Origin of the sequence: Leifsonia sp. 22587, assembly GCF_052044215.1 — a bacterium.
Taxonomy (GTDB): domain Bacteria; phylum Actinomycetota; class Actinomycetes; order Actinomycetales; family Microbacteriaceae; genus Leifsonia; species Leifsonia shinshuensis_C.
This window is the reverse complement of the sequence record NZ_JBQENB010000002.1, coordinates 653391-666713: the sequence shown is the minus strand read 5'-3', so window position 1 is coordinate 666713 and position 13323 is coordinate 653391. Positions and strand designations below refer to the sequence as shown.

Sequence of the window (13323 nt, the reverse complement as noted above, 5' to 3'; positions counted from 1 at the left end):
GCTTATGGACGTAAGTTACACGCTTACGTCAAAAACCGGAAGAAGTGCGCCCCGGCGCCGTCGTTCAGGCGGCCGCCGCCGCCTTGATCCCGTCGATCGTCGGGCGCCCGTCGGCGAACCACCGCGGGAAGGTGACCTCGAACAGCTCCTCGATCGCCAGTTCGGCGCCCCCGCGCAGGGGCTCGCGCTCGTCGCCGATCGAGCGCACGATCGACAGATCGCGCGTCGCGAGCGGCAGCGACAGCTCGTACACGCGCTGCCGCACCTCGGCGAGGAAGATTTCACCGGCCGACGACACCGCGCCGCCGACGACGATCACCGCGGGATTGAACATGTTGACGAGCGCGGCGATGGACTCGCCGATCATCCGCGCCGAGCGCTGCACGAGCGAGATCGCGAGCGCGTCGCCGTCCATCGCGGCGATCGAGACCGCTTCCGGCGTGATCGGCTCACCCCGCGCGGCCACGCCCGCGAGGATGCCGCCCGCGCCCTCCTCGAGCGCGCGCTCCGCATCCCGAACGATCGCCCAGCCGGACGCCTCCGCCTCCAGGCAGCCGACCTTGCCGCAGCGGCAGGCCGCGTTCGAGTCGCGCACGCGCACGTGGCCGATGTCGCCCGCCGCGCCGTTCGCGCCGCGGTGGATGCGGCCGTGCGAGACCAGCCCGGCGCCGATGCCGCTGCCCACCTTGCAGTAGATGAGGTCCACATTGTCGTCGCGACGGTGACTGCGCTCGGTGAGGGCGAGCAGGTTGACGTCGTTGTCGACCCAGACGGGTGCGTCGAAACGCTGCTCGAACCGGCGGCGCACGTCGAAGCCGTTCCAGCCCGGCATGATGGGCGGCGCGACCGGCGAGCCCGTCTCGAAGTCGACGGGGCCCGGCACGCCGACCGCGACCGCCCAGACCGGGCGGTCGTCGCTCTCGGCGAGGAGCCCGTCGATCATCCCGAGCGCCGTGTCGATGGTTTCGGCCGGTCCGCGGCCGATGTCCCAGGCGCAGTGCGCCTCGGAGAGCACGGTGCCGTCGAGGGAGGCCAGGCCGACCCGGATGTGCAGGGCGCCGAGCGCGCAGACGACGATCACTCCGCGGTCGGACCGGAAGCGGAGCGTGCGCGGCGCGCGGCCGCCCGACGACGGGCCGTACTCGCCGTCCTCGAGGAACCCCATCTCGATCGCCGCGTCGACCCGCTGGGCGACGACGCCGCGGCCGAGCCCGGTCAGGCGGCCGATCTCGGGCCGCGTGTCGGCCTCCCCGGTACGGACGAGATTGACCACGCGCAGCAGGCTCATGACCTCGTCGGTCTGCGCGCCGAATCGGAGTGCGGAATCCCTAGCCATGCTTGATTTTGACACAACTTCCGGGTGGAAGAGGGCGAAGCGACCCCACCTTGGGTTCTGGAAGCCGGGTCTTGGGATGCACTACGACATAAGCGACGCCGTTGCCGACCTAGGAAATCAGTCTCATTGATCCCCGGCATAGCCGATACGCGGTTCCCTGATGCGGACGCGGCCCCGAAAGTAGAGACCGGGCACTCACATTCGGCCCATCTGGAAAGGATCAAGGATGATCAAGCTTCTCTCCCATCTGTCCTATGTGGAGATCACGTCCCCGGATGTCGAGGCATCTGTGAAGTTCTACGAGGAGCAGGTCGGTCTGACCGTCGTCGACCGCGCCGACGGCTCGGTGTACCTCCGCTGCTGGGGCGACTACTACGCATACTCGGTCGTGGTCTCGCCCGGAACCGAGCCGACGCTCGCGACCATGGCCTGGCGCACGTCCAGCGCCGAGGCGCTCGAGGAGGCCGCCAAGCGCATCGAGGCGGCGGGCATCGAGGGCGAGTGGCTCGACGACGTGCCCGCCATCGGCCGCGCGTTCCGCTTCACCGGCCCGTGGGGGCACTCGATGACGCTGCACTGGGACGTCACCCGTCACCAGGCTCCCGGCCACGTGGCCTCGATCTACCCCGACCGCCCGGAGAAGCGCAGCAAGGTCGCCGGCGCCCCGCGGCAGCTCGACCACGTGACCATCGCCACGAGCGACGTCGACGCCTTCGCGGCCTGGTACAACGACGTGCTGGGGTTCCGCATCATGGCCCGCACCGTGCTCGACGAGGCCCCGATCTCGATCTTCTCGGTGCTCACCACGAACGAGAAGTCGCACGACCTCGGCGTCGTGCTGGACGGCTCGACCCGCGCCGGGCGCGTCAACCACTACGCGTTCTGGGTCGACACCTATGAGGAGCTGCTCATCGCGGCCGACACCCTCATGGAGAACGGCGTGCCGATCGAGTACGGCCCGTCCATCCACGGTATCGGCGAGCAGACGTTTCTCTACTACCGCGAGCCGTCGACCCTGCGGATCGAGCTCAACACCGGCGGCTACCGGAACTACGTCCCGGACTGGCAGCCCAACACCTGGAAGCCGTCGCTGGGGTCGAGCAACTTCTACCGCAACGGCGCCATGCCGATGTCGATGACCGAGTCGTTCCCCGCCGCCGACGGCCCGAGCGCCACGGAGGAGGGTGTCCCCGACGAGATCAAGGAGGCGCTCCTCAACCCGTACGCCGTGCAGGGTCGCGGCTGACGATGACGACACCGAGCGAGAACCCCGCCGACCTGGACCGGAACGACCCCGAGTCGGAGATCGCAGCCCGCGCCGAGGCCTACCGCAACTGGGGTCGCTGGGGCGAGGACGACGTGCTGGGCACGCTGAACTTCATCGGCGAGTCCACGCGCCGGCGCGCGGCCGCCCTGGTGCGGGAAGGCACCGCGGTGTCGCTGTCGCAGTCGTTCGACATGAACGGGCCCCAGAAGGGCTGGCGCCGGCGCACGAACCCGGTGCACACCATGCTCGACACCGGGACGGACGCCGAGCGCGGCTCCCAGGGCTTCCCGCACGGACTCGGCGGCGCCGACGACGTCATCGCGATGCCGTTGCAGTGCTCGACGCAGTGGGACGGCCTCGGTCACATCTTCGACCACGGCTTCGCCTGGAACGGACGCCGTGCAGGGGATGTCGTGACGAGCGACGGCGACCTGGTGACCGGGATCGAGCACGCTGCGTCCGCGATCGTCTCGCGCGGTGTGCTCCTCGACCTCGGCCGGCACCTCCGTCCGGAGTCGGGCGAGCTCGAGGACGGGTACGCCATCACTGCGGACGACCTGCGCTCCTGCGTGGTGGCCCAGGGCGAGACGAGCGCGGTCGGCACCGGCGACATCGTGCTGGTGCGCACCGGCCAGCTCGCGCGCGTGCGGCGCGACGGCTGGGGCGAGTACGCCGGGGGACCGGCACCCGGGCTCTCGCTCACCACCGCCGGCTGGCTCCACGACACGCAGATCGCCGCCATCGCCACCGACACCTGGGGATTCGAGGTGCGCCCGAACGAGTTCGACGTGCCGGCGTTCCAGCCGCTCCACCAGGTCGTCATCCCGAACCTGGGCCTGACGATCGGCGAGATGTGGGATCTGGACCGCTTGGCCGAGGAGTGCGCTCGGCTCGGGAGATACGATTTCCTCCTCTCGGCGCCGCCGCTCCCCATCACGGCGGCCGTCGGGTCGCCGATCAATCCGATCGCACTGCTGTAGCGGCCCTCCGGGACCCGCTGAATCAGAGAACAGAGAGGTTCTTGAAGTGACCGCTGTCACGAAGGTGGCGATCGCCGGAGCCGGCGTCGCCGGTCTGGCCGCCGCGATCCAGCTCGCCAAGGCGGGCGTCGAGGTCCATGTCTACGACTCCAAGCCGGAGCTCAGCGCTCTCGGCTCCGGCATCACGCTGCAGGGCAACGCGCTCCGGGCTTTCGACACGCTGGGCGTGTGGGACGACGTCCGGGCCGAGGGCTACTTCTTCGAGGGGCTGACCCTCCGTGCGCCCGGTCCCGACGCGCCCGTCGTGGCCGAGCTGCCCGACGTGAAGACCGGCGGCCCGGACTTCCCGGCCACCGGCGGGATGTACCGGCCCGATCTGGCGCGCATCCTTCTCCGCCACGCGGAGGCGGCCGGCGCCACCGTGTCGTTCGGCTCCTCCATCACCGGAGTGTCGCAGACCCCGGACGGCGTCTCGGTCGAGATCGGCGGACGTCCGGCGGGCACCTTCGACCTCCTGATCGGCGCCGACGGCCTCAACTCGCAGGTGCGCCGGCTGATCGGGATCGACACCGCGCCCCAGCCGACGGGGATGGGGATCTGGCGGGCGTTCGTCTCGCGGCCCTCCTCGGTCGAGCGCAGCGAGCTGTATTACGGAGGGCCGGTCTACATCGCCGGATACACGCCCACCGGTGAGGACACGATGTACGCCTTCCTCGTCGAGGCGGCTCAGGAGCGCCAGGGACTGACCGACGAGCAGGCGACCGCGATCATGATCGAGGAGTCGGCCGCGTACGGCGGCCCGTGGAACGACATCCGCGCCGACCTGGCTCAGGGAGCGCAGGTCAACTACACCTGGTTCACGCAGCACATCGTGCCCGCCCCGTGGAACCGCGGCCGTGCGGTGATCATCGGCGACGCCGCGCACAGCTGCCCGCCCACGATCGCGCAGGGCGCCGCGCAGGCCCTCGAGGACGCAGTCGTGCTGACCGAGCTGCTCGTCGCCGCCGACGCCGTGGACGACGCCTTCTGGGAGGCCTTCCACGCCCGCCGCGTGCCCCGGGCGCAGGCGGTCGTGGAGGCCTCGGTCCAGCTCGGGCAGTGGCAGATCGATCACGACCCCGATGCCGATGCCCCCGGGCTGATGTTCGGGATCGCGCACAGGATGGCGGAGCCCGCATGAGGATCGCCCGCTGGACCGACGGGACCGGCACGGTCGGCGAGGGCTTCGTCGTCGGCGACCGCGTCGTCCCGTTCCCCGACGGCCTGACGGTCGCCGAGGTGCTCGCGCGCGGGCTCGCGGAGGCGCACCGGGTGTTCGCAACCGTCACGGCGTCCGACGGCGTCGCGCTGAGTGACGTGCGGCTCCTCGCGCCCCTCGTTCCGGCATCCATCCGCGACTTCGTCGCCTTCGAGGAGCATGTGGAGGGCGTCAGCGCCTCCGTCGACGGCAAGAGCGAGGTCGTGCCCGAGTGGTACCAGGCGCCCACGTTCTACTTCACCAATCCGCACACGGTTCTCGGGCCGGGCGAGCCGGTGCTGCCTCCCGTCACGGAACGGCTGGACTTCGAGCTCGAGGTGGCGGCCGTGATCGGCGGAGCGCCCGGTGACCGCCGGGCGAACCTCACCGCCGACGAGGCGCGCGAGGTGATCTTCGGCTACACGATCATGAACGACTGGTCGGCCCGCGACCTGCAGTCGCGCGAGATGAAGGTGCGGCTCGGCCCCGCCAAGGGCAAGGATTTCGGCACCAGCCTCGGTCCCTGGATCGTCACGGCCGACGAGTTCGAACCGTTCCTCGACGACGAGGGATTCCTCGCGATCCGCGCCGAGGTCTACGTCGGCGACGAGCGCATCGGCCACGACCTGGTGTCGAACATGGGGTGGCCGTTCCCGGAGCTCGTCGCCTACGCCTCGCGCAACGCGCGGGTCGTGCCCGGCGATGTGCTCGGTTCCGGGACGACCGGCAACGGCGGCTGCCTCGCCGAACTGTGGGGCCGGCGCGGTTCGCTCGACCCGCGTCCGCTGACAGAGGGCGACACGGTGCGCATGGTGGTGGAGGGCATCGGCGAGCTGGTCGGACCGGTCGGCGCAGTCGTCCCCGCCCCTGAACTGCCGCCGGCGCGCGAGCGCTCGCGGCACCGGGCCCGCGAGGAGCGAGTGCCCCGATGACTGCCGGCTTCCTCGATGCCTTCACCCGGCTCGACGGCGCGACCGTCGTCGTGACCGGCGCCGCCCGCGGTCAGGGCGCCGCCGAGGCGCGTCTGCTCGCCGGGCTCGGCGTCCGGGTCATCGCGACCGACGTCGTCGACCCCGACGATCTCCCGGACGACCGCATCGTCTTCCGGCACCTCGACGTGACCGACGAGGAGGCGTGGGCACGGCTCGCCGGCGAGCTCGCACAGGACCTGGACGGCACCCCGCTGCACGGCCTGATCAACAACGCCGGCGTCACCCACCGAGCCGGCATCGGGCACACCGACCGCGCCGACTGGGATCGGGTGCTCGCGGTCAACCTGACCGGTCCGATGCTCGGGATGCGCGCGCTCGCGCCGCTCATGGGCGACGGCTCGTCGATCGTCAACGTCGGCTCGGTCGCCGGGCTCACCGGTCACTACACGGCCGCGTACACGGCCTCCAAGTGGGGTCTGCGCGGGCTGTCCCGGGTCGCGGCCACCGAGTACGGCCCCCGCGGCATCCGGGTGAACACCATCCATCCCGGCTTCATCGAGACGGACATGACCGCCGATGCGCCGGCGGCGATGCGGGAGGCGCAGCTCGAGCTGACGCCGCTCGGACGCCTGGGGGTGGCCGACGACGTCGCCGGGCTCGCCGTCTACCTGATGTCCGACGCGTCGCGGTACCTCTCCGGCGCCGACCTCCCCGTCGATGGAGGGTTCGCCTCCTCCGCCGGCGCCAAGCACCTCGCCGACCGCATCGCGGCCGGCGCGCAGCACGTCTCGCAGTAACGAAGGAGCATCCCGTGTTCATGTACTTCCCGACCAACTACGTCTGGAGCCTCGCCGTCGTCGCCACCCTCAACAACGGCGGCTTCATCGACGAGGTCGACCGGGCGTGCAAGCCGGTGCTGCTCGCGTCGCAGAACGGCGACGACGCCGGGACCGCCGAGCTCTACGCCTCCTGGGCGGCCGTCGCCGACCGCCTCGTCGCGAAGGCGCAGGCGGACGAGGCCGCGGGCCGGCGGATCGGTGCGGGGGAGACGTTCTACCGGGCGTCGCTGTACACCTCCCAGGCCGAGCGCCTGCAGTCCCCGCGATGGGAGGGACGGAACGCGGCGTACCAGAAGTCGATCGACCTGCTCCTGAAGCACGTCGAGCTGAGCCGCGTCCCGGTGACCCGCGTGGAGGTCCCGTACGAGGACTCGTCGCTGCCGGGCTACTTCTACCGGGCGCCCGGCGCCGGACCGCATCCCGTGATCATCCAGTGGAACGGTCTCGATTCGACCAAGGAGATGATGTACTACTCCGGGTTCCCGCGGATGCTCGCCGAGCGCGGCATCTCGACCCTGATGATCGACACGCCCGGCTCGGGCGAGGCGCTGCGCCTGCGCGGACTGACCGCCCGTCACGACACCGAGGTGTGGGCGGCCGCGATCGTCGACTGGATCGAGGAGCATGCCGGCGAGCTGGATGCGGATGTCGACCGCATCGGCATCGTCGGCTGGTCGCTCGGCGGGTACTACGCCCCGCGCGCCGCCGCCTTCGAGAAGCGGCTGAAGCTCGCGGTCGCCTGGGGAGCGAACCACGACTGGGCCGCCGTGCAGGAGGCACGCCGCAACCGCGAGGGCGAGAACCCGGTGCCGCACTACTGGGACCACGTGTTCTGGGTCTGGGGCGTCGACTCGATGGAGGCCTTCATCGAGAAGACCCAGGGGATGCACCTGAACGGTGTCGCGGAGCAGATCACCGTCCCCCTGCTGATCACGCACGGCGCCGGCGACCGGCAGATCCCGGTGCGGTACGCCCACGAGACCTTCGATCAGGCCGTGAACAGCCCGCGCCGCGAGCTCCGCATCTTCGACGACCCGGAAGGCGGCACCGAGCACATCTCGATCGACAACATGCCGTACGTCGCGGGCATCATCGCCGACTGGGTCGCCGAGACGTTCGCGACGGCTGAGACGACTGAGACGTTGGCCACCCCCGAGGAGGCCCTCGAGCATGCGGACTGACGTCGCCATCATCGGAGCGGGCCCCGCGGGTCTTCTGCTGGGCCACATCCTGCAGCGGGCCGGGATCGGGTTCGTCATCCTGGAGCAGAAGAGCCGCGAGTACGTCCTGAGCCGCATCCGGGCGGGCGTGCTCGAGCAGGGCTCGGTCGACATCCTCGGCGAGCTGGGCCTGGATGCGGACCTCGCGGCGCGCGGTCTCACGCACCACGGCATCTACCTGCAGTACGAGGGGCGCCGTCATCACGTCGACTTCGTCGACCTGATCGGACGCACCGTCACGGTCTACGGGCAGCAGGCCCTCGTGGCGCACCTGCTCGCCGAGCACGACCGGCTCGGCTCGGACGTCCGCTTCGATGTCGAGGGCGTCGCACCCCACGACGTCGACTCGGATGCTCCGTACGTCCTGACGGCCGAGGGCGAGCGGATCGACTGCGACCTCATCGTCGGAGCGGACGGCTACCACGGCGTCTGCCGCGCGGCCATCCCGGGCGTCACCGCGCTCGAGCGCGGCTATCCGTACGCGTGGCTCGGCATCCTCGCCGATGTCGCGCCCTCGACGGACGACCTCATCTACGCGCTCCACCCGGACGGCTTCGCCATGCACTCGATGCGGTCCCCGGAGGTGTCCCGGCTCTACCTGCAGGTGGACCCGTCCGAGCCGATCGACGAGTGGCCCGACGACAGGATCTGGGAGCAGCTCCAGAAGCGGCTCGGCGTCGAGGGCTGGACGCTGCACGAGGGCACGATCACCGAGAAGTCGATCACCCCGATGCGCAGCTTCGTGGCGTCGACGCTGCAGCACGGGCGGCTCTTCCTCGCGGGCGATGCCGGCCACATCGTGCCCCCGACCGGCGCGAAGGGGCTCAACTCCGCCATCGCCGACGTCGCCCTGCTGGGGCGGTCGATCACCGCGCGGTACCGCGGCGACGGCGCTGCGCTGACCCGGTACAGTGCGTCGGCGCTGGCGAGGCAGTGGAAGGTGCAGCAGTTCTCCCAGTGGATGACGGAGATGCTGCACGTGCACCCCGAGATCACCGACGACTCCGCTCGCGCCTTCCGCTATCGCAGCCAGGTGGGCCAGCTGGAGTACACGACCGGTTCCCGTCACGCTCAGGCCGCGCTCGCCGAGCAGTACGCGGGCCTTCCCTTCTGAGGTGGAACGATGACCGAGATCAGCCAGGAACAGATCAGCCGGGAGATCGCCGAAGCGCAGGCAGCCGCCGCAGCCGCAGGTTCTCTGCCCGCGCATCCTCTGCGCGACTTCGCGCCGTATCGCAGCTCCATCCTGCGTCACCCCACGCACGAGCTGGTCCGCGCCGACCCCGAGGAGATCGAGCTCGTCTCACCGGCGTTCGGCCACTCCGATGTCGCGCCGGAGGAGAGCGACCTGACCGTCCAGCACAGCGGAGAGCCGCTGGGGGAGCGCATCATCGTGGCCGGCCGGGTGCTCGACGGCGACGGCCGGCCGGTGCGCGGCCAGCTGATCGAGGTGTGGCAGGCGAACGCGTCCGGCCGCTACGTGCACAAGCGGGACCAGCATCCCGCGCCACTCGATCCGAACTTCACGGGCGTCGGCCGGGCGATCACCGGCGACGACGGCTCGTACCGGTTCGTGACCATCAAGCCGGGTCCGTACCCGTGGAAGAATCACCGGAACGCGTGGCGCCCGGCGCACATCCACTTCTCGCTGTTCGGGTCGGCCTTCACCCAGCGGCTGGTCACGCAGATGTACTTCCCGACCGACCCGCTGTTCGCGCTGGACCCGATCTACCAGTCCATCGTCGATCCGGCCGCCCGCGAGCGGCTCAAGGCGCGTTACGATCACGACCTGAGCGTGCCGGAGTGGGCGATGGGCTACCGCTGGGACATCGTGCTGACCGGCAGCACGGCGACCTGGATGGAGCCGGAGGAGGGCGAGCATGCCTGAGAGCGAGGAGACCGGCACCGGCTTCGGCCAGACCCCGTCCCAGACGGTCGGTCCGTTCTTCGGCTACGCGCTGCCGTACGACGGCGGACCGGATGTCGCGTCGCGCGCCGACCCCGCCTCCATCCGCCTGCACGGCACGGTCTACGACGGCGCGGGCGAGCCGGTCCCCGACGCGATCCTCGAGATCTGGGGGCCGGATGCGTCGGGCCGCCCGATCCGGGAACGCGGCAGCCTGCACCGCGACGGCTACACGGTGACCGGTTTCGGCCGGGCCGCCGTCGACCGCGAGGGACACTACACGTTCACGACCGTGCTGCCGGGAGCGTCGGGCCCGGGGCGCGCTCCCTACCTCCTGGTGACGGTCTTCGCGCGCGGCCTGCTGCACCACCTCTTCACGCGCGCCTACTTCGCGGCCGATGACCCGTTCCTGGCGAGCGTTCCGGCCGACCGTCGGGGCACCCTGATCGTCGAGCAGGACGGTGACCGCAGCTACCGGTTCGACATCCGCCTGCAGGGCGACGGGGAGACCGTGTTCCTGGACTTCATCGGAGACGGCCGTGGCTGACGCGTTCGACTGGGGACTGCTCGAGCCGGCCGGCGCGACCGGCGCGGTGGTCTCCGACGATCGCATCCTCGCCGCGATGGTCGAGCTGGAACGCGCCCACTTCACCGCCTGGAGCAGCCTGCTCGACGTGGAGACGACCGCTTCGCTGGACGTCGAGTCGCTCGACCGGGAGGCGCTGCTGAAGGAGTCACGCCGCTCCGGGGTGCCCGTCGTCGGTCTGGCGCAGGCGCTGCGGGAGCAGGGCGGGACCCTGGTGCACCAGGGGATGACGAGTCAGGACGTCCTCGACTCGGCGCTCATGATGGTGTCGCGCGACGCGCTGACCGTCGCGCGGGAGGCACTGACGGCGGCGGGACGACGGTTCGCGGCGCTCGCCCGCGAGCACCGCGGCACCCCCTTCACGGTCCGCACCCTGACGCAGGAGGCGGAGGCCACGACGCTCGGCGCGGTGATCGGCGGGTGGCTGGATGCCGTCTCGTCGGCCATCGAGACCGTCGACTCGGTCGTGTTCCCGCTCCAGCTCGGCGGCGCCATCGGGGACGGTGACGCCTTCGCCCGGCTCTCGGGCCGTCCGGACGCCGTTGCGATCCTGCGGCGGCGCATCTCTGCCATCCTTGGTCTCGCGGACCCGGGGCGCGTCTGGCACACCGATCGTTCGCCGGTCCTGGCCGTGACGCGCGCCGCCGCGAGCGTCTGCTCCGCGGGCGGAAGGGTCGGACGCGACCTCGGGCTGCTCGCGCGCGACGACGTCGCCACGCCGCTGCACGGTGGCGCATCGTCCGCCATGCCGCACAAGAAGAACCCGGTGGACGCGGTGCTCCTGGTCGCGAACGGGCTCCGCGTCAGCGGACCGCTCGGCGTGGTGCAGACGGCGTCCCTCAGCTACGACGCGCGCCCGGCAGGGGAGTGGCACGCCGAATGGCAGGCCTGGCGGGAGACGCTGCGGCTGGCCGCCGAGAGCGCGTCGCTCCTGGAGCACGCGGCAGGCGACCTCGTCATTCAGACGCGGCGGGCGCCGGTGACGCCGGCCTCCGCTCCGCGTGGATCGCACGAGGTGGATGCGGCCGTCGCCAGGTTCGAGCGGCTGCAGGAAGGGGATGCCTCATGACGCCGACCCGGTTGCGAGGGTCCATGGTGCCGGCCGCGCCGACCTCGGCCGCCGCGCCGCTCCTCGTCCTCCTCCCGTCGCTGGGCACGACCACGGAGCTCTGGGATGGCGTCGTCGCCCGACTGGCCGCGCGAGACGGTCGGCCGCGCATCCTGCGGGTCGACCTGCCCGGTCACGGCGCGTCGCCGGCCGCGCGGGACGGGTTCACGGTCGCCGACCTCGCCCGCGGGGTCCTCGACGTCGTCGACGAGGTCGGCGGCGGTGCGTTCCACGTCGCGGGCGACTCGCTGGGCGGCGCGGTCGCCCTCGAACTGGCGATCGAGGTGCCGGAGCGCGTGCGCAGTCTGACGATGTTCTGCTCCGGTGCGGCGATCGGCACCGCGGAAGGCTGGGCGGACCGCGCGGCCCAGGTCCGCGCCGCGGGGACCGCGTCGGTCGTCGCCGGGAGCGCCGAGCGATGGTTCGCGCCGGGATACCTCGAGACGCATCCGGACGGGCCCGGCGGTCGCGCGCTGCGCACCCTGGTCGACGTCGACGACGAGTCCTACGCCCTGTGCTGCGAGGCGCTCGCCGCCTTCGACCGGCGTGCCGACCTCGGTGGCGTCACCGCGCCCTCCCTCCTCGTCGCCGGCGCTCACGACGCCGTCACCACACCCGCGCTCATGCGCGAACTCGCCGACGGCATCCCGGGCGCGCGGTTCGTCGAACTGCCGGACGCCGCCCACCTCATCCCGCTGGAGGATCCGGACGCGTCCGCCGGGCTGCTCGCCGCGGCCGTCGATCGGCCGGATGCGGCCGCCACCGGGATGCGGGTGCGCCGCGAGGTGCTCGGCGACGCGCACGTCGACCGCGCGAACGCCGCGATCACACCCGAGACCGCCGCCTTCCAGGACTTCATCACCCGGTACGCCTGGGGTGAAGTCTGGGCGCGCCCGCAGCTGACGCGGCAGCAGCGCTCGATCGCGACCCTCGCCAGCCTGGTCACCGGCGGCCACGAGAACGAGTTCCGGATGCACGTGCGGGCCGCGCTGCGCAACGGACTGAGCCGGACAGAGATCGCGGAGGTGGTGCACCACACCGCGCTATACGCCGGGCTCCCGGCGGCGAACAGCGCGATGGCCGTGCTGCGCGACGTGCTCGCTGAGGCAGATCACACGGAGGAATCGAATGGATAAGACCTACGCGTCCGCCGCCGAGGCGGTCGCCGACATCCCGGACGGAGCGTCCCTCGCGGTCGGCGGCTTCGGTCTCTCCGGTGTACCGATCGTGACCATCCGGGCCCTTCTCGACCGCGGGGTCGGCGGTCTCGAGGTGGTCAGCAACAATTGCGGCGTCGACGGCTGGGGGCTGGGCGAGCTGCTCGCCGCCGGGCGCATCCGCCGCGTGATCGCCAGCTACATCGGCGAGAACAAGGAGTTCGCCCGCCAGTACCTCGGCGGCGAGGTGGAGGTTGAGCTCACGCCGCAGGGAACGCTCGCCGAGCGTCTGCGCGCGGGAGGCGTCGGGATCCCCGCGTTCTTCACCGCCACCGGTGCGGGCACCGCCGTGTCCGACGGAGGGATGCCCATCCGGTACGCCCCGGACGGCTCGGTCGCGGAAGCGAGCGGCCCCAAGGAGCTGCGCCCGTTCGACGTCTTCGGCCCGACGCGCGAGTACGTGCTGGAGACCGCCATCCGCACCGACTTCGCCCTGGTGCGTGCGGCGGTCGGCGACCGGCACGGCAACCTCCGCTTCGAGAAGTCGACCCGCAACTTCAACCCGCTGGCCGCCATGGCGGGCCGCATCACGATCGCCGAGGTGGACGAGCTGGTCGAGCCCGGCGTGCTGGGCCCCGACGACATCCACCTCCCCGGCATCTACGTGGACCGCGTCATCGCGCTCACCCCGGAGCAGTCCGCCGACCTGCCGATCGAGAAGGTCACCGTCCGTCCCCGATCCGAAGGAGCCTGAC

At 71.4% G+C, this 13323-nt stretch carries 13 protein-coding genes; 12 read left to right on the top strand and 1 reads right to left on the bottom strand.

Translation table 11 applies throughout. From position 1 onward, the window contains the following. Positions 1-64: 64 nt before the first annotated feature. Positions 65-1336: an ROK family protein gene (locus tag ACTJI1_RS11185; RefSeq protein ID WP_440742679.1), complete on the bottom strand. Its 1272-nt coding sequence runs from the start codon at positions 1334-1336 to the stop codon at positions 65-67. A gap of 226 nt (positions 1337-1562) precedes the next feature. On the opposite strand from ACTJI1_RS11185, the gene ACTJI1_RS11180 reads away from it, so the two are divergent. Genes ACTJI1_RS11180 through ACTJI1_RS11125 form a run of 12 tightly spaced genes read left to right on the top strand, consistent with a single transcriptional unit; the run spans position 1563 to position 13322 of the window. Next, entirely contained in the window at positions 1563-2582 is a 1020-nt protein-coding gene (locus ACTJI1_RS11180; protein ID WP_440742678.1) for a VOC family protein, read from the top strand. A 2-nt stretch (positions 2583-2584) separates the two neighbouring features. Continuing rightward, the gene (locus tag ACTJI1_RS11175; RefSeq protein ID WP_440742677.1) at positions 2585-3583 is read left to right on the top strand and encodes a cyclase family protein; all 999 of its coding nucleotides are present in this window, start codon (positions 2585-2587) and stop codon (positions 3581-3583) included. A 46-nt stretch (positions 3584-3629) separates the two neighbouring features. After that, entirely contained in the window at positions 3630-4763 is a 1134-nt protein-coding gene (locus ACTJI1_RS11170) for an FAD-dependent monooxygenase (RefSeq protein ID WP_440742676.1), read from the top strand. After that, positions 4760-5752, top strand: coding sequence for a fumarylacetoacetate hydrolase family protein (locus ACTJI1_RS11165; protein WP_440742675.1), 993 nt, complete (start codon positions 4760-4762; stop codon positions 5750-5752). Before ACTJI1_RS11170 ends, ACTJI1_RS11165 begins: the two co-directional genes overlap by 4 nt. Next, the gene (locus tag ACTJI1_RS11160; protein ID WP_440742674.1) at positions 5749-6549 is read left to right on the top strand and encodes an SDR family NAD(P)-dependent oxidoreductase; all 801 of its coding nucleotides are present in this window, start codon (positions 5749-5751) and stop codon (positions 6547-6549) included. Before ACTJI1_RS11165 ends, ACTJI1_RS11160 begins: the two co-directional genes overlap by 4 nt. A 20-nt stretch (positions 6550-6569) precedes the next feature. Continuing rightward, on the top strand, positions 6570-7772 hold the full coding sequence (locus ACTJI1_RS11155) for an alpha/beta hydrolase family protein (protein WP_440742843.1): 1203 nt from the start codon (positions 6570-6572) through the stop codon (positions 7770-7772). Further along, positions 7762-8925: a 4-hydroxybenzoate 3-monooxygenase gene (locus ACTJI1_RS11150; RefSeq protein WP_440742673.1), complete on the top strand. Its 1164-nt coding sequence runs from the start codon at positions 7762-7764 to the stop codon at positions 8923-8925. Before ACTJI1_RS11155 ends, ACTJI1_RS11150 begins: the two co-directional genes overlap by 11 nt. A gap of 9 nt (positions 8926-8934) precedes the next feature. Then, positions 8935-9699, top strand: coding sequence for a protocatechuate 3,4-dioxygenase subunit beta (pcaH, locus tag ACTJI1_RS11145; protein ID WP_440742672.1), 765 nt, complete (start codon positions 8935-8937; stop codon positions 9697-9699). Beyond that, entirely contained in the window at positions 9692-10264 is a 573-nt protein-coding gene (gene pcaG, locus ACTJI1_RS11140) for a protocatechuate 3,4-dioxygenase subunit alpha (protein ID WP_440742671.1), read from the top strand. Before pcaH ends, pcaG begins: the two co-directional genes overlap by 8 nt. After that, positions 10257-11372, top strand: coding sequence for a lyase family protein (locus ACTJI1_RS11135; RefSeq protein ID WP_440742670.1), 1116 nt, complete (start codon positions 10257-10259; stop codon positions 11370-11372). The genes pcaG and ACTJI1_RS11135 overlap by 8 nt, the downstream gene beginning before the upstream one ends. After that, positions 11369-12547 carry a bifunctional 3-oxoadipate enol-lactonase/4-carboxymuconolactone decarboxylase PcaDC gene (pcaDC, locus tag ACTJI1_RS11130; protein WP_440742669.1) on the top strand — a complete coding sequence of 393 codons (1179 nt, stop codon included), beginning with the start codon at positions 11369-11371 and terminating at the stop codon, positions 12545-12547. The genes ACTJI1_RS11135 and pcaDC overlap by 4 nt, the downstream gene beginning before the upstream one ends. Continuing rightward, a complete protein-coding gene (locus ACTJI1_RS11125) occupies positions 12540-13322 on the top strand; it encodes a CoA transferase subunit A (protein WP_440742668.1) in 783 nt (260 codons plus the stop codon). Before pcaDC ends, ACTJI1_RS11125 begins: the two co-directional genes overlap by 8 nt. Position 13323: the final 1 nt, after the last annotated feature.